This window comes from Alistipes sp. UBA1686 (assembly GCF_002320215.1).
GTDB classification, from domain to species: domain Bacteria; phylum Bacteroidota; class Bacteroidia; order Bacteroidales; family Rikenellaceae; genus Alistipes; species Alistipes onderdonkii.
In genome coordinates this window covers 73,007-89,185 of sequence record NZ_DCKA01000011.1, presented here as the reverse complement: position 1 = coordinate 89,185, position 16,179 = coordinate 73,007, and the positions used below count along the sequence as shown (strand labels likewise).

The 16,179-nt window shown below is 55.6% G+C and carries 13 protein-coding genes; 7 read left to right on the top strand and 6 right to left on the bottom strand.

Going from position 1 to position 16,179, the window contains the following annotated elements; genetic code table 11:
• Positions 1 to 103: 103 nt before the first annotated feature.
• The 3 genes from B3C38_RS04105 to B3C38_RS04095 are packed head-to-tail and all read right to left on the bottom strand — an operon-like array spanning position 104 to position 3,292.
• Positions 104 to 1,270 (bottom strand): AGE family epimerase/isomerase, encoded by a 1,167-nt coding sequence (locus B3C38_RS04105; RefSeq protein ID WP_015547684.1) that lies wholly within the window; start codon positions 1,268 to 1,270, stop codon positions 104 to 106.
• Positions 1,271 to 1,280: 10 nt separating this feature from the next.
• Positions 1,281 to 2,357 (bottom strand): DUF4434 domain-containing protein, encoded by a 1,077-nt coding sequence (locus B3C38_RS04100; protein WP_019149386.1) that lies wholly within the window; start codon positions 2,355 to 2,357, stop codon positions 1,281 to 1,283.
• Entirely contained in the window at positions 2,354 to 3,292 is a 939-nt protein-coding gene (locus tag B3C38_RS04095) for a DUF4434 domain-containing protein (RefSeq protein WP_015547686.1), read from the bottom strand. The genes B3C38_RS04100 and B3C38_RS04095 overlap by 4 nt, the downstream gene beginning before the upstream one ends.
• A gap of 326 nt (positions 3,293 to 3,618) precedes the next feature.
• Between B3C38_RS04095 and B3C38_RS04090 the strand changes: the two genes are divergently transcribed.
• Positions 3,619 to 4,824, top strand: coding sequence for an ROK family transcriptional regulator (locus B3C38_RS04090; protein WP_286725610.1), 1,206 nt, complete (start codon positions 3,619 to 3,621; stop codon positions 4,822 to 4,824).
• A gap of 77 nt (positions 4,825 to 4,901) precedes the next feature.
• Here B3C38_RS04090 and B3C38_RS04085 read toward each other — a convergent pair whose 3' ends face one another.
• Positions 4,902 to 7,043, bottom strand: coding sequence for an alpha-N-acetylglucosaminidase (locus B3C38_RS04085; protein ID WP_168949295.1), 2,142 nt, complete (start codon positions 7,041 to 7,043; stop codon positions 4,902 to 4,904).
• A gap of 208 nt (positions 7,044 to 7,251) precedes the next feature.
• Between B3C38_RS04085 and B3C38_RS04080 the strand changes: the two genes are divergently transcribed.
• Positions 7,252 to 8,313: a phosphodiester glycosidase family protein gene (locus B3C38_RS04080; RefSeq protein WP_229092093.1), complete on the top strand. Its 1,062-nt coding sequence runs from the start codon at positions 7,252 to 7,254 to the stop codon at positions 8,311 to 8,313.
• 320 nt (positions 8,314 to 8,633) lie between these two features.
• On the opposite strand, the gene B3C38_RS04075 is transcribed toward B3C38_RS04080, so the two are convergent.
• Positions 8,634 to 8,936 carry a hypothetical protein gene (locus B3C38_RS04075; protein ID WP_286725607.1) on the bottom strand — a complete coding sequence of 101 codons (303 nt, stop codon included), beginning with the start codon at positions 8,934 to 8,936 and terminating at the stop codon, positions 8,634 to 8,636.
• 306 nt (positions 8,937 to 9,242) lie between these two features.
• Here B3C38_RS04075 and B3C38_RS04070 point away from each other — a divergent pair, with 306 nt between their 5' ends.
• The 4 genes from B3C38_RS04070 (at position 9,243) to B3C38_RS04055 (ending at position 12,519) form a co-directional block, all read left to right on the top strand.
• Positions 9,243 to 10,319 carry an HK97 family phage prohead protease gene (locus B3C38_RS04070; protein ID WP_286725605.1) on the top strand — a complete coding sequence of 359 codons (1,077 nt, stop codon included), beginning with the start codon at positions 9,243 to 9,245 and terminating at the stop codon, positions 10,317 to 10,319.
• Between the two features lie 28 nt (positions 10,320 to 10,347).
• Complete coding sequence (locus tag B3C38_RS04065) at positions 10,348 to 11,226, top strand: hypothetical protein (RefSeq protein ID WP_286725603.1); 879 nt, start codon at positions 10,348 to 10,350, stop codon at positions 11,224 to 11,226.
• A gap of 32 nt (positions 11,227 to 11,258) precedes the next feature.
• A complete protein-coding gene (locus tag B3C38_RS04060; RefSeq protein WP_286725600.1) occupies positions 11,259 to 11,570 on the top strand; it encodes a hypothetical protein in 312 nt (103 codons plus the stop codon).
• A 553-nt stretch (positions 11,571 to 12,123) separates the two neighbouring features.
• Positions 12,124 to 12,519 (top strand): S24 family peptidase, encoded by a 396-nt coding sequence (locus B3C38_RS04055; RefSeq protein ID WP_286725598.1) that lies wholly within the window; start codon positions 12,124 to 12,126, stop codon positions 12,517 to 12,519.
• 698 nt (positions 12,520 to 13,217) lie between these two features.
• On the opposite strand, the gene B3C38_RS04050 is transcribed toward B3C38_RS04055, so the two are convergent.
• Positions 13,218 to 14,210 carry a class II fructose-bisphosphate aldolase gene (locus tag B3C38_RS04050; RefSeq protein WP_018696169.1) on the bottom strand — a complete coding sequence of 331 codons (993 nt, stop codon included), beginning with the start codon at positions 14,208 to 14,210 and terminating at the stop codon, positions 13,218 to 13,220.
• A 347-nt stretch (positions 14,211 to 14,557) separates the two neighbouring features.
• Here B3C38_RS04050 and B3C38_RS04045 point away from each other — a divergent pair, with 347 nt between their 5' ends.
• Positions 14,558 to 16,171, top strand: coding sequence for a fumarate hydratase (locus B3C38_RS04045; RefSeq protein WP_286725595.1), 1,614 nt, complete (start codon positions 14,558 to 14,560; stop codon positions 16,169 to 16,171).
• Positions 16,172 to 16,179: the final 8 nt, after the last annotated feature.

The window sequence follows — 16,179 nt, the reverse complement described above, 5'->3', positions numbered from 1 at the left end:
CTCATAAAATTAGGGTTGCAATAGGTTTAGATTTTTGTGACGGGAGACGTGCTCCGCTCGAAATGGTTGATTAAGGCATTTTTCGCATAGTTTTATGTTTGGGTTATTGGCACTCGTCGAGTATTTTCCAGCACTGGTACAGACCGCGAGGTACATGGAAACAGCCTTTCCATTTGCCGCCCTTGAGCGGGAGCAGCACCTCGCCGCGGCGGTTCAGATAGCCGAACCATTCCGGGTATTCGGGGTCCTTGAAATGCGACCAGGTGTAGTCGTGCAGCCGGAGGAACCAGTCGAGACACGCCTGCGAACCGGTGAGGCGGTATCCCTTGATCATCGCGATCATCGCTTCGATATGCACCCACCACAGTTTCTGGTCCCATTCGAGCTGCTGCTGCGGGTGTCCGAGCCGGTCCATGAAATAGAACAGGCCGCCGTACTCCTTGTCCCAGCCATATTCAGCCGTGTCGAGCGCGATCTTTACGGCCTTGTCGATCAGCGCCCGGTCGTTGAGCCGCACGCCGAGGTTCATGATGAACCACATAGCTTCGAGCGTGTGGCCGGGATTGATCTGCCGGCCTTCGAACGAGTCGGAGAGCTCGCCGTCCGCTGCGACGTTCTCGACGATCAGCCCCAGCTCCCCGCGGTAGAAGACCTCCATGACCTGGTGGATGCAATCCCGGATCGTCGCGTCGAGCAGCGCGGGGTCGATCATCTGCTCCGCTTCGAGCGCCATGTTGCAGAGGATCATCGGCAGGGCGAAATCCTTCAGGTCGCGCGTGCCCGGGACGGTCTTGCACCACGGTCCCTTGGGGTTGTCGCGTTTTTCGAGAATCCGCGCGAAGGTGCGCTTGGCGATTTCGGCATATTGGTCGCTGCCCGTGGCGAGAGCCGCCTGCGCGAAGGCCATCGTGGCGAACGTGTAGGAAAAGATGTTGTAGGGAGCCACGAGCGGCCGGCCTTCGCGCGTGAGCGAGAAGTACCAGTTGTAATTGCCGTCGTGGCCGTGTTTACGGAGGAACTCCGCCCCCTGTACGGCGCATTCGAGCCATTCGGGACGCTTCTCGACCTGGTTGTAGAGCATCGAAAACAGCCACACCTGCCGTCCCTGCAGCCAGACGAATTTGTCGGTGTCGTAGACGTCGCCCCCGCGGTCGAGGCAGGTGAAGTAGCCGCCGTATCGTTCGTCCTGCGAGTGGGTGAGCCAGAACGGAACCACGTTTTCGAGCAGTTCGTCCCGGTTCAGACACGCCAGTTGTTTGAAATCGATCATGGGAGGTTCTTTATTTTTTGTGTTGGAGATAGTTCATGTATTCCATATAGCGGTTGTAGAGGTGTCCCGCTTGGGTGTAGGACGAATTGGGGCTCATGAAGTGCGAGAATTCGAACGTGATGACATTCTGCATCCCGGCGCGCCGTGCGGCGTCGAGCTTGAAGAGGAGTTTCTCCCATTTGATCGGCAGGAAACGGATGGGCATGTCGCGGTCGAACGATTCGACGTTGGTCCAGCACTCCATGCCGTAGCGTTCGGCCAGCTCGCGGTTGACCACCAGGTAGTCGTAGAGTTCGTCGTAATCGACCTGTCCGTCCTGGAAAGCGAGGATGTCCACGGCTCCGGCGATGTCGCTCAGAATCGCGTCCCACTCGCGGCGGTGCTCCTCGACGGTGATCGCCTTGTCGCCGGCCATCACCTGATCGGTCTTGACGCCGTGGATGTAGGGCGAGATCATCGTCTTCAGCCCGCCCGATATCTCCTTGGCGTGCCGGCCCATCGCGGCGTATATCTTCGATACGTTGCGGGTGCGGCGGCTGATCTCCTGCGAGAGGTACCAGCCCCGGAACGATTTGTGGTGGCCGTATTTGGCCCACACCTCGTCGATGAGCTGCATGTTCAGTTCGATCTCCTTCTCATACTCTCCCACGTGCCAGTGGTAGCACGAGTCGTAGGTCCCGAACCAGAAATCCATTCCGTACTTGTCGGACAGCGCGAGGAACATCTCCACCAGATCCACGGGCGGATACTTGACCTTTCCGGTCCGGAGCAGGCAATCGAACGGCGCCGCGATCCAGCTGCCGAGCCCGGCGCGGATCAGCACGACGGTGTTGATTCCCATCTGCTTCATGGCCTTGAAGTCGGCGTCCCACTCCTTCACGCCCCAGTTCTGATGGGGAATGTCCCAGCTCACCTCGTCGAGGAACGTGGCGCGGATGGGGAGGGCTTCGAGGATCTTTTCGGTGCGGAAATCCGCATCCGTGAATTCGCGCGTCTTCTTCGGACCTTTGCCGCGCGATGCGGCGGGCAGGCAGACAAGTATCGTCAGTGCGGCGCCGAGCAGGCCGCGGAACAGCGTTTTTTTCATTTCTTCGAAGTATTTAAGTATTCGAGGTATCGGTCGTAGAGGTGCCCCGCCTGCAGGTAGGCCGACTGCGGGGACATGAAATGCGAGAATTCGAAGGTGATGGCCTGATCGATACCCGCCTCCTCGGCCATCCGCAACTTCAGACGCAGCTTCTCCCACTTGATCGGCAGGAACTTGATCGGCATGTCGCGGTCGAAGGTCTCGGTGTTGGTCCAGCACTCCAGGCCGTAGCGGTCGGCCAGCCGCTTGTTGATGCGGAGGAATTCCGGAAGCTCGTCGTATTCGACGTGCCCGTCCTGAAAGGCCACGATGTCCACCGCGCCCTGAATCCCCCGGAAAATGGCGTCCCACTCCGCCTCGTGGCTCTCGGCCGTGACGCCGCCCGTGCGCGTGGTCCGGTCGGTGTACTGGCTGATGTTCTTGCTGCCGTCGATGTAGGGGGAAATCAGCGTCGGCAGTCCGCCCGAGACGGCTTTGCAGTGACGGCCCAGCCGGGCGTAGAGGTCGATGATTTTGCCCGTGTTGCGGCTGCACTCCTGCGAGATGTACCATCCGCCAAAAGCGGCGTGATGCCCGTAACGGGCCCACACCTCGTCGATCAGGCGGCAGTTGAGCTCCACCTCGTGCAGATAATCCCCGGATGCCCAGTATTTGCCCGAGTCGTAGAGCCCGAACCAGAATTTCATGCCCCACTTTTCGCTCAGGCGCAGGAACATCCCGACCAGGTCCGCGGGCGGTTCGTAACAGCGTTCCTCCGAGGTGAGCACCTGCGAGGAGAAGGTCTGCCAGCGGCGGTAGCCGCAGCGGATGAGTATCACGTGCTCGATACCGGCCCGGTGCATGTGTCCGAAATCGGCGTCCCACTCCTTTTCGCCCCAGTTCTGGTGGGGAATGTCGTGGCTGATTTCGTCCAGAAAGGTTCCTTTGATCTGCATGGCGGTTTGGTTATAATAAAGGCGGCGTTAAATCACGAGCAAATGTAATAATAAAAATTATTATCACAAGCGGTTTTGGTGATAAAATTTATTCAACAGCGGTTTTTGTCACAAATATGTTTATTTTGCAGGTGGAGCTCGTTCGCAGGAAGGGCGGCGGCCGATCGGGGTACGATCGTAAAGTTTCTGCGAATGAACGGTCCGCATGGCGACATTCGTTATAAATTCGCGGCTCGGGGCGCATTTTCCGCAGAATGTTTGCCCGACTCGCTATTTATTTTTATCTTTACCCAATCGTAAAGACGTAAATCAAACACCCCGACGAAATGACCAATTCGTTCCTCAAGCTGGCCACGGAAGGCAACAAGGCTGCTATTCTCAAACAGCAGATTATCTGTCAGTACATTCTCGGCGGCGATGCGAGCATCACCGATCTGAGCAAGGCCGTGAATCTGAGCGTGCCGACCGTGACCAAACTCATCGGGGAGCTGATCGACGAGGGTTTCGTGCACAATTTCGGCGAGCAGGGGACGGCCGGCGGACGACGGCCGAATATCTACGGCCTGAATCCCTATGCCGGGTATTTCGTCGGCGTCGATCTGCGCAAGGATTCGGTCATGATGGCCGTCATCAATTTCAAGGGACAGCTGATCGATGAAACGACGGTCGATTTTCTGATGGACAACGATCCCCGTTCGCTGGACCGTCTTTGCGACGTGATTCAGAATTTCATCCGTGCGCGCAAGATCGCCCGCGACAAGGTGCTGGCCGTCGGGGTGAATATTTCGGGCCGCGTCAATTCGCAGACCGGATACAGTTACAGCTATTTCTTCGTCGAGGAACAGCCGCTGACGATGCTGCTCGAAGAGCGTCTCGGCACGACGGTCTACATCGAGAACGACACCCGTGCCGCCACTTACGGCGAATATATGTACGGCGACGCCCACTCCGAGAAGACGATGCTCTACATTAACGCCAGCTGGGGACTGGGGTTGGGGATGATCATCGACGGCAAGATATTTTACGGCAAGTCGGGCTTTTCGGGCGAATTCGGCCATTTTCCGCTGCTCGACAACGAGATCATCTGCCGCTGCGGCAAACGCGGCTGTCTTGAGACGGGGGCTTCCGGTTCGGCCATGCACCGGATTTTTCTGGAGAAACTCAAGGAGGGACGCGTGTCGATGCTTTCCGAGAAATACAAAAAAGGCGAGGAGATCACGCTGAATGATATTCTGGCCGCGCTGCTGAAGGAGGATGTGCTGGCCATCGAGATTCTGGAGTCGGTGGGGCACACGCTCGGCAAGGCCATCGCGGGGCTTATCAACATGTTCAATCCGGAGGTGATCGTTATCGGCGGTACGCTTTCGGTGGCCAAGGAGTACCTGATGCTGCCCGTGCGCAACGCCATCAACAAATACTCGCTGATGCTGGTCAACAAGGATACGCAGATACGCCTCTCGACCCTGGGCGAACGCGCTGGAGTGATGGGCGCCTGCATACTGGCGCGCAGCAAGTCGCTGGGGCTGTTCTGAGAAGCGGCCCTCTGCGAACGGAAAACTCCCGGACTGAACGAAAAAGTCCGGGGTTTTATATAAATAGGTACGACGCCCTACCGCTCGGCGTCGAACAGCGGTTTGTATTTCGAGGCCAGTTCGCGCGCCGTCCGCACGGCGTCTCCCGCTTCGGGGAAAGTAAGCGGGTGGGAGGCGTCGGCCCATCGGCATTCGAAGTCGCGGATTTCGCGGTCGAAAGCCTCATGATCGAACATCCGGCCCGTGCGGGCCGCCTCCATCACGCGTTCGATGAAGAGCCGCCAGCGGGGAGCGTAGTAGGTCGAAATCATTCCGGACCATGTGCGGCTGGCGTAATCGGTAAGGTGGTAACTGTCGCCCCAAACCGAGATGAGCATGCGGGCGTTGGTTTCGTAGTAATCTTTCGAAGCGTTGTCGCTGCCGAAGCCGCGCGCCGCGGCGATCCACCGCTCGAGCGAAAACTCGGGGTGGCAGGCCGTGAGCAGGTTGATGTCCGCAAGCAATCCGGTCATGCGTCGGGCGGCGGCGTCCATCGCCTTCCGATCGTGCTGCGCATAGGCCGCGGCGAAACGGTCGCGTTCTATCAGGAAGTAGTCGCCCAGCACCTGCCGGCCGATGTTCACTACGTCGAAACGGTAGGTGTCGCGTTCGCTGTCCACAGCGAGCAGCTCTTCCCAAACCCGCCACAAGGTCGGGAAACGGTAGCCCGTCGTGGGCTTGGTGGTCCAGTGCCAGTTACCCTCCAGCGCGGGATGCGCATTGGTCAGCGGAGACTGTCCGGTCTGCGCGGGCAGCGTGTAGACGCTGTCGCAGAGCGTCCGCCAGCCGGTGCGGGCCGCGGGGTCGCGGAATCCCGTGCGGCGGTCGGCCAGGCGTGCGATCCACTCGTCGTCCGCAATGCCCGTGTTCCACGCTTTGTCCAGCACGAATTCGTACATGAACTGGTTAACGCCGAAGCCTTCGAGCGTCGAGCCCACGCCGCGCAGGTTGTCGCCGCCATGGGCGAAAGCGTCCTCCATGCGGGCACTCACGGTATGGAAATTGCCCGATAGCATCGTGTTGCCCCCGAAATTGCCGAGGTAGCACCACAAGTAAGGCTGGCCGTGGAATTTTTCGGTCTGCTTCCAGATCTCTGTGAATTCGCAGAAGTAATCCAGCATCAGCAGCCGGTCCTGCGGCACGGCGCCGAGGAAGGCGCGGATGTTCTCCGCGGTCCAGTGCGTCGGATCGGCATAGAAGAGCCAACCCATCTGGAGCCACACCGCCTCGGGATCGACCTCCGCCATCGACTCGTAGATGTGGCGCGACATTCCGGCGAGCGTTTCAGGATCCCACGTCGGGGCGTCGATCTCGTTGAACGGATCGGCGCCGTAGATATGGCCCGTGCCGAACAGACGGGTCTGTTCGGTGAGGAACTCCCGCTGGATGACCGCGAAAAGCGGGTCCATCGGGTCGAGGAAACTGCACCGGTATCGATCGTCGAAGCCGCCCCAGTAGCTCACGCGTGTGATCCGGGCATCGGGATGGAGTCTTTTGAGCTCCTGCGGAACGTGTCCCGCGAAGGCCGGCAGCACGGGTTTCATCCCCAGTTCGCGTTCGCGCGCCAGAATACGCTGCTGCAACGCCAGCTGGCCGTCGATCCACTCCTTGGGCAGCGGACCCTGCCAGCGGTCGATGTTCGACATGCGGTGCCAGGGCAGGTGGGCCGGACCGGTGAAGTAGGCGCGGACCTCTTCGTCCGAAAGTCCGAGCCGGGTCCATACCCGCTGCCAGACGGCTTCCTGCCCCGTGATGGCCAGCGGCATGGTTACGCCCTGAAGCGCCATCCAGTCGATGAAGCGTTCCCATTCGGTCCATCCCCACCACGGCATGGTGTACCCGAACGTGCAGTAATTGAGGAAGAAACGCTCCCGTGCGCGGGATTCGACGCGGACTTTTTCGTCGATCCGCGGTAGCACGGCAGGCATCTCCACGGGATTGCAGGCATGCCACGAGACGGTCGTCAGGCAGTAATTCTTCAGGTAATGGTTCAGTCCCACGGCAATCGAGGCGGAGCTGTTGCCGCGCACGACGATCTTTGAGCCGCGGGATTCCAGTTCGAAACACTCGGTCGTATCGGTAAGACGCTCGAAGCGGAACTGTTTTTCGTGCTCGGGAATGATCCGCCGGGCCAGTGCGCGGACGGCGGCATCGTCCTCAGAGCGGCAGCCAGCGGCCATGCAGAGCAGCGCCGTAAGGCAGGCAATAAATCTCGGTATTTTCATATCGGGCAGGGTTTGGGTGAGCGATCGATTGCTTTGATGGCAAAATTAATAAAATTATTCAAAACATCATACAAAGTAAAAATATTTACGCTGAAGAGTTTTATGTTACCGTAAATTAATTATCTTTGCTTCCATGAAATGAATAAACATTTGTATGATGCACATGAAAAATCTCGGTTATATGCTGTTGGTAGCCCTTCTGTTGTGCTGCACCTGCGTACAATGCAGCGAGAAGGAGCACCAGACTCCTCCGGCTCTCTCTGAAGGGGACGATCCGGGCGGCGACGGCGGCGAAGAAAATCCGGAAGGTCTGCCCGGTTATCCGAAGGGTCTTACGGTCGATGAGTTTACGCAGGAACTTGCGAACGGCTCGAAGTGCCTGGGCTTCTACGCCATCGTCGATTTCAAGGCGAATCCGAACCTGCGGTTCCGTCCGCAGTTCTCCGCAGCGAAGAAGCCGACGGCCTATTTCTCGGCATTCGCCGAATCGGGAGACGGTACGCCGTATTTGGCCGTCAACGGGGGTTTCTTCGGCGGTACGACTTCGGTTAGCCTGCTCATCGACCGGGGTGTGGTCCGATCGCTCGCCGTGCAGGAGGATTGGATATGGTCCACAAATCCTTACACGCATTTCTTCCCCGTGCGGGCCGCTTTGGGGCAGCTGCGCGACGGAAGTTTCGAGGCGGCCTGGGTCTATTGCGTGGCCGACGACGACAACTGTCCCTATGCTTTCCCGTCCGCGCTCGGCAACAACGAGAAGACCATGACGTTCATGCCGGCGCCACCGACCTCGCACACGGCGGGCGGACGCCGCTGGCAGCCCTACAACGCCATCGGCGGCGGCCCGATGCTGGTCCACGGGGGCCGGAACGTGGCCGAGGAGAACTACTGGAAAGAGATTTTCGACTGCGGAGGTCTGCAGGGGCTTGCGCGGCATCCCCGGACGGCCATCGGCGCCACGGAGGACGGGAAACTGGTCATCGTGGTCTGCGACGGACGCAACAAGCGGGGCAGCGCCGGTATGACACTGCCCGAACTGGCCGACAAAATGATCTCGCTGGGATGTGTCGAAGCGATCAATCTCGACGGCGGCGGCTCCTCGACCTTCGTGGGCCGGGAGGGACGGGTGCTCAACATGCCCAGCGACACGCCCGGTACGACTGCGCAGGACGTCGCGCTACGGGAGCGAAGCGTTCCCACGGCGGTAATAATCGCCGAGCAGTGACGCGAAACCCAATACTTTACGGGCGGCAGGCATTCTGCCGCCCGTTTTTGTGGTGCGCATTCATTCACTTTTGCCCGAAATTTGTCAAAAAAAGGATTAATTAACATCTTTTGACACGGCTTTCAGATAATCTTTTATACTCGTTGGTTATTATCGGCATTTCGAAAACTCCAGTCCAAAAACAGGAAATTTCAAAGTTCAGCCTTGAAATATCGACAAAAAAGTGGCAAAAATAAGAGACCCTTTAAACCGAGTTTAAAGGGTCTTTGTTTGGAATGTCATTGCAAGTTCGTTATACTTGCAATAAATTGGGTTTAGTCTCACCATTTTACAACGGGAATATGGTAAGGAACAATTTTAATAGCACGGTCATCGCCGTTTGTCATTGTTTCTATCGCCTCGTGCAACCACCGCAGAGTCACCATAGCTTCCGCAACATCCGAACGGCCCATATTTTCGGTGTCGCTCAAAATATACTCTGTAAGTGTGAAATAAATCAGTTTCAAATGTTTAGCGGCCACTTTCGGGTCGATGTAGTCGGTTAGGCATTCGATCAGTTCGTCGAAATTGTACTGATTAGCAAACTGCGCAACTTGTGCGGCATCTCGTTGATAGGCAAACATAACTATTATTGTTTAGGAGGTTAAAAGAAACGGCCGTTAGGTGTCCTACGCCAATAATAGTTATAAGCGCTGGGGCGTTTCCACTACCCACACCATAAGCCGTTGTAGTTCTGTGATTTGTTTGTGAGAAAAGCATAACTATTATTGTTTAGGATATGCAAATATAGTAAAAGAAACGGAATAAAATACAAAGTTTATCAAAAAATCGGATTGCCAAGGGTTGAAAATAATTTGTATATAGGTTATAAACAATTTTTTGCCATGGCGCATATATGAAGGATATTTGTGCTATCCAAATACTTTTACATGGCATACACATTTATCATCTCCGACGAAAGCGTCAACGCGGACGGCTTTGTCATTCAGACAAAGGGCATCCGCACGGAACGCTTTAAAAAGAATCCCGTGATGCTCTATATGCACGAACGGGAAAAAGGCGTTATAGGCCGCTGGGACAACATCCGGGCCGAGGGTACGCAATTGATTGCCGATGCTGTCTTCGACGAAAATAATCCGCTTGGAAAAGAGGTTAAAGAGCGTGTAGACGGCGGCTTTCTGCGCTCGGCGTCTATCGGCCTGTCTGTTCTCAATTACGAGAGGATCGACGGCGTAGACACCGTAACGGACTGCGAACTGACCGAGGTGTCGATCGTCGATATCCCGTCCAATCGGAACGCCGTCAAACTGTTCGACAAAAGGGGGCTTATCGTATTGAGCCTTAAAGAATCGACCGACGGGGACAAAGACCTGCGCACGCAGTTGATCGAGGTACTGAAACTGCCTGCAACATCTACGGATGGGGAGATCGTCGAAACTGTCACAGCCCTATCCGGTAATGCAGGCCCGGCGGAACCCGACACAGAAAAGGCCCTGCGGCTGGGGTATGTCGATTCGTCGCAGCTCATGCTGCTGAAACACATGGCGCGGACTGACAAATCGGCATTCCGCAAATTCATGCAGGACAAGGAGCAGGCCGCAGCGGCGAATATAGACAAGGAGTTGAAACAAGCCGTCAATCTCGGCAAGTTCGGTATGCCCGACCGTGGTGTATTCGAGCATATCGGCAAACAGTTAGGTGTCAAGGCTCTGAAGGAGGTCCTCGAAATCATGCCTGAAAAGGTGTCGTTTGCGGCTTTCTTCAGCCCGAACCGCAACGACATGACCAACCGGGCCAACTGGGGACTGAAAGAGTACCGCAAATATGATCCGCAGGCATTGAGCGATGATCCGGAGTTATACGCCCGCCTGCGGGAAAAGGAATACGGGGAAGAACGTGAACCGTACCACAACTTAGCCTATTACCGTAAGCACGACCCCGAATACCTGGCACAGCATCCCGACCAATACGAGCGGCTGCTTGCTCGCGAACGCAAAAACAAGTAACTAACAATCAATTACAAATACAATATTTATGGCATTAAACAGAGAGGTCTGGATAGACCAGGTAAAAGAGGGTTTCTACCCCGACGACAGTTTCCTGCAAAAGGCGACGGACTATTCGCAGTTCGTGGATCACAACCGCCTGCACATTACATCGGCAGGCATCGACCCAAAGGTTTTGGTCAATAATACGACCTATCCTATCTCGGTGATCGGGCGTGATGACGAGGACAACGAAATCCGGCTCGACAAGTTCGAGACCGAAAACACCATCGTCCGCCGCCCCGAAGCGCTGGAGTACAGCTACGACAAACTCGAAAGCGTTATCGGCCAGCACCGTTCGACGCTCCGGGCAAGTGTGGCGACGAAAGCCGCGCACGCTTATGCCCCGGCGGAAGATACCGAAAACACTCCCGTAATTATCACGACGGGCGAAAGCATCACGGGCCGCAAGCGGTTGCGGTTTGCGGACATCCTCGCGCTGAAAGAGCGTTTCGACGATGTGGACGTACCGCTCGATGACCGTTATATCGTGTTGCATCCGAAGCACGTTTCCGACCTGCTGCTCGAAGATCTCAAACTCTTCAAGGATTTGACGAGCATCAAGGACGGCGAGCCGCTGAAATTCGCCGGATTCGGCTGTTACGCGTTCTCACGCATGCCGACGTACCGCATGATGGACGGCGTGCTGAAAAAGGTCGCATTCGGGGCCGCAGCCGCGGAGGGTGACCGGTTCGCCTCGTTCGCGTTCTACGCAAAGGAGGTGATGAAAGCCGACGGCGATATACACATGTACGCCACGGAGAACGACCCCAAAGAGCGTGCGACGATCGTAGGTTTCGACAAACGGTTCGTGGCGTTGCCGATCCGCGGCAAGGGCATCGGCGCGATTGTCAGCGCATCCGTTTAAAGGACCTTTAAACCCGCTAAATTTCGTGTATTATGGCATACAACAACAAGAACTACCTCGAAAAGGTGAAACAAGCCGTAGAGGTGACAAAAGCGCATTATGAACCGGGACGGCAGGATCGTAATCATCGGTGGGTATGGCGCACGCAGATTCACGAGATGTTCCACATCGGATATCCGACCTATTTGAAATGGTTGCGCGAAGACCCCGAATATGCCGCATACCTCAAACAGTTGAAAGCCGAACGCAGGGCGGACATGGAAGCGCGAAAGGCCGAGAGGATGAAGAACCCCCGCAGGGTTCGGAAAGCTCCCGCGCGAACACGGGTTAGAAAAGTATCCTAACCCGCTCCCCGAAGACTGCGAAATCTGGACAGTGGCCGCCCGTCGATATTTTCGGCGGGCGGTATTATTTTGCGTTCCAAAATTCCAAAAAATCCCTACAAAGAAAATGTAGGGAAATTTGTAGGGTGAAATGTAGGGTTTCCAAAACTCCGGAAAATCCCTACAAATTACAGAATACCCAATCATTAAAAATCTATTCCAAAACTCCAAAAAACGTCACCTTTTCAAAAGGTGACATTTTAGGGGACGGAAAGGGTGACAAACCAAAACTCCACAAAACGTCACCCTTTGCCCTTTTATATCAGGATCAGGCAGAACAAGTCGGGGAGAAATTTTTACTACGAAAACTCCGGAAAAGGTTAGGGATTCAAACCCTAACAAAATCCCTAACCAAAAGCCTAACTTTCCAAAGCTCCAAAAAAGGTTAGGGAATAACGAATACCCGAAAGAGGAGGAAAGTTTCGAGAAGAATGTCGCCGATGTTACCGTAGATAAGGTTTTCAAGTTGCGAACCGATCGTCTGATTGACCGCCAGCAGATACCTATATATGACATGGAGGCCGTCGCTGGTCTTGTTCCGCTGTTTGCAGACCAATATAGCCAGTCGATCGTCGAGGTCATGGAGACGACACTGATCCCCAAATGCGACGGAGGACTGCGCATCGTAGGGGATTCGATGTACCCGCTGCTGAAAAGCGGTGACATCGTATTTTACAAGCAGGTACATGACATCATGTACAGCATTATATGGGGTGAAATGTATCTGATTTCGTTCGACATCGACGGAGACGAGTACGTTTCGGTGAAATACCTGCAAAAATCAGATACACCGGATCGCATCGTGCTGGTCAGCTATAACGAGCACCACAAACCGATGGAGATACACGTCAACCGCATCCGGGCGCTTGCTTTTATCAAGGCGTCGCTGCGCCTGAACTCGCTTAAATAGGGGACAGTCGGTCTATACTATTAAAGCCCGCACAAACCACGTTTAAATGGTCGTGCGGGCTCGTCTTTGTGGTGAATTACCACTGAATATTGCGGTTACGCATTGAATTGGGGCGTTTCGCCTTGAAATTCCTGCACTGAAATTACGGTAAATTACGCAGCCGAAATTTGACCGTTCTCTCCTAACTATCTACTTTACAATCGTTTCATCTCTTTTCTCCCTTTTGGAGTTTTCGTTCTGCCCCTTACACCAATATCTATCAGGAAGATTCCCAGACATATCCTTCAAGAAAACAAGATACGTCTGAACTCTTTTTTCTTGGAACAGGAATCTGTACAGGAGAAAGGAACTCAGTTTATATTCAAATATGCATTCTAAAGTGGTAATAGTAATCATAAAACATATAACAAAAATCACAAATACGGAGGTTCGATTTTGGACAATACACTTCAGAAATTGTAAAAGAAACAGGTTGCATCTAACAACTCTTGACTATTTGCCAATTCCAAAAATTTTTCGTATCTTGCAATAGGTTATTTGAAATGCGGTATTTTCGTGCAATTAACTGAAAATAAACCGTTGCCTTTTCGTTACCTATTATCCTATACAAAAATGTAACGACCCGATAAATCAAGTCGTTACATCTCTTTAATCCCGCACCGCGATGGGTCCGGGATTTTTCTGTCGGGAATTTCGGATTAAGCCTGTCCGGCCGAACCCAGGACGCTTTCGCATTTGTGCATGTAGAGCTTCTTCAGCTCGTCGCGGGCTGGGCCCAGGTATTTGCGGGGGTCGAACTCTGCGGGTTGGTCTACGAAGATCTTGCGGATGGCTGCGGTCATGGCCAGACGGCCGTCCGAGTCGATGTTGATCTTGCAGACTGCGCTCTTGGCGGCGCGGCGAAGCTGCTCCTCGGGAATACCTACGGCATCCTTGAGCGCACCGCCGTGCGTGTTGATGATCTTCACGTACTCCTGCGGTACGGACGACGATCCGTGCAGCACGATGGGGAAGCCGGGAAGCTTCTTCTCGATCTCGGCCAAGATGTCGAAACGCAGTTCGGGCGGAACGAGGATGCCCTCGGCGTTGCGGGTGCACTGCTCGGGCTTGAACTTGTTGGCGCCGTGCGACGTGCCGATTGAGATGGCCAGCGAGTCTACGCCGGTCTTTGAAACGAAGTCGATCACGTCAGCGGGGTCGGTATAGGTGTGGTGCTCGGCCGAAACCTCGTCCTCCACGCCGGCCAGCACGCCCAGCTCACCCTCGACCGTTACGTCGAACTGGTGTGCGTAGTCTACGACCTGCTTGGTGAGGGCTACGTTTTCGTCGTAGGGCAGGTGCGAACCGTCGATCATCACCGACGAAAAGCCCATGTCGATGCAGCTCTTGCACAACTCGAACGAGTTGCCGTGGTCGAGGTGCAGGCAGATGGGAATGTTTTTGCCCAGCTCCTTGGCATACTCGACGGCGCCCTGTGCCATGTAGCGCAGCAGCGTCTGGTTGGCGTATTTGCGTGCGCCCGACGAAACCTGGAGGATGACCGGCGACGAAGCCTCCACGCAAGCCGAGATGATGGCCTGCATCTGCTCCATGTTGTTGAAGTTGAATGCCGGGATGGCATAACCGCCCTTGATGGCTTTTGCGAACATCTCACGGGTGTTCACAAGGCCCAATTCTTTGTACGATACCATAATAATTTAATTTATGCAGTGAATTGTTTGTCTCGAAAAACTGCACAAATTTAATAAAAATTCTAATTAATTGCGTCCGATCCGGCTATTTTATTCTCTTTTTGTGAAAATAATAACAGCCGGCGGCAAATTGTTGTGCAATCCGGATAGTTTTTTGTATTTTTGCATGGCCTTAAGCCCCGGTGTGCGGGCAGGGTATGCCCGGTGCGGCCTGCATGCGGTTGATTGCGGGCGGCAGAGCGGCGCAGGATGCCTCCCGGCTGCAGGGGCTGCCTGCGGAAAAGCGCCGCGCTGCATGCCGGGCACGGGACAAACGGACATTAACAAACACAAAACATATCACGATTATGGCTGATTTCATTTATCAGGAGCCGTTCCCCGTCGGGGAAGACAAAACCCAGTACCGTCTGCTGACGAAGGATTATGTGAAAGTCGTCGAGTGCGACGGCCGCAAGATCCTCAAGGTCGACCCCGCAGGCCTCGAACTCTTGTCCAAAGCCGCTTACAGCGACGTGTCGTTCTACCTGCGCGCCGCCCACCTGCAGAAGTTGCGCAACATCCTCGATGATCCCGAGGCCACCGACAACGACAAGTTCGTGGCTTACACCATGCTGCTCAACCAGGTCGTTGCGGCCGGGGGCGAACTCCCCACGTGCCAGGACACCGGCACGGCCATCTGCATCGGCCACAAGGGCGAGGACGTCTATACGGGCTCCGACGATGCGAAATGCATTGCCAAAGGCGTGCACGAGACTTACAAAGACCGCAACCTGCGCTATTCGCAGGTCGTGCCTTTCACGATGACCGAGGAGAAGAATTCCGGTACGAACCTCCCGGCGCAGATCGACATTTATGGCGGCCACCCCGGCATGGAGTATGAATTCCTCTTCATTACCAAGGGCGGCGGTTCGGCCAACAAGACCTTCCTCTACCAGCAGACCAAGGCGCTGCTGAACGAGAAATCGCTGACCGATTTCATCAAGACCCATATTTTCGACCTCGGTACGTCGGCCTGCCCGCCCTATCACCTGGCCATCTGCATCGGCGGTACGTCGGCCGAGATGTGCCTCTCGACCGTGAAGAAGGCTTCGGCCGGCTATCTCGACGAGCTGCCCACCTCGGGTAACGAGGGCGGCCGCTGCTTCCGCGACCTGGAGTGGGAGGAGAAGGTGCTCAAGATCTGCCAGCAGAGCGGTGTCGGCGCCCAGTTCGGCGGCAAATACCTCGTGCACGACGTGCGCGTGATCCGCGCCCCGCGCCATGCGGCTTCGTGCCCCGTGGCCATCGGCGTGAGCTGCTCGGCAGACCGTAACATCAAGGCCAAGATCACCCCGGAGGGCATCTTCCTCGAGCAGCTGGAGAAGAATCCCGCGCGTTTCCTGCCCAAGGAGGCGCCCAACATGTCGCCCGCCGTGGACATCGACCTCGACGAAGGCATGGACAAGGTGCGTGAAATCCTTTCGAAATACCCGATCAAGACGCGTCTGAACCTGAAAGGCACGCTCATCGTGGCCCGCGACATTGCCCATGCGCGCATCAAGAAGATGATCGACGAGGGCAAGCCGATGCCCGAATATTTCAAGAAACATCCGGTATACTATGCCGGGCCTGCCAAGACCCCGGACGGCATGGCCTCGGGATCGTTCGGCCCCACGACGGCCGGGCGTATGGATCCCTACGTCGACCTGTTCCAGTCGCTGGGCGGTTCGCTGGTGATGGTGGCAAAGGGCAACCGCACGCAGCAGGTGACCGACGCCTGCAAGAAGTACGGCGGTTTTTACCTCGGTTCGATCGGCGGCCCGGCGGCGATCCTGGCCAAGAACTCCATCAAATCGGTCGAGGTCGTGGACTTCCCCGAGCTGGGTATGGAGGCCGTCCGCAAGATCTACGTCGAGGATTTCCCGGCGTTCATCATCGTCGATGACAAAGGCAACGATTTTTTTGCCGATTTCAAGCATTAAAAACCGGC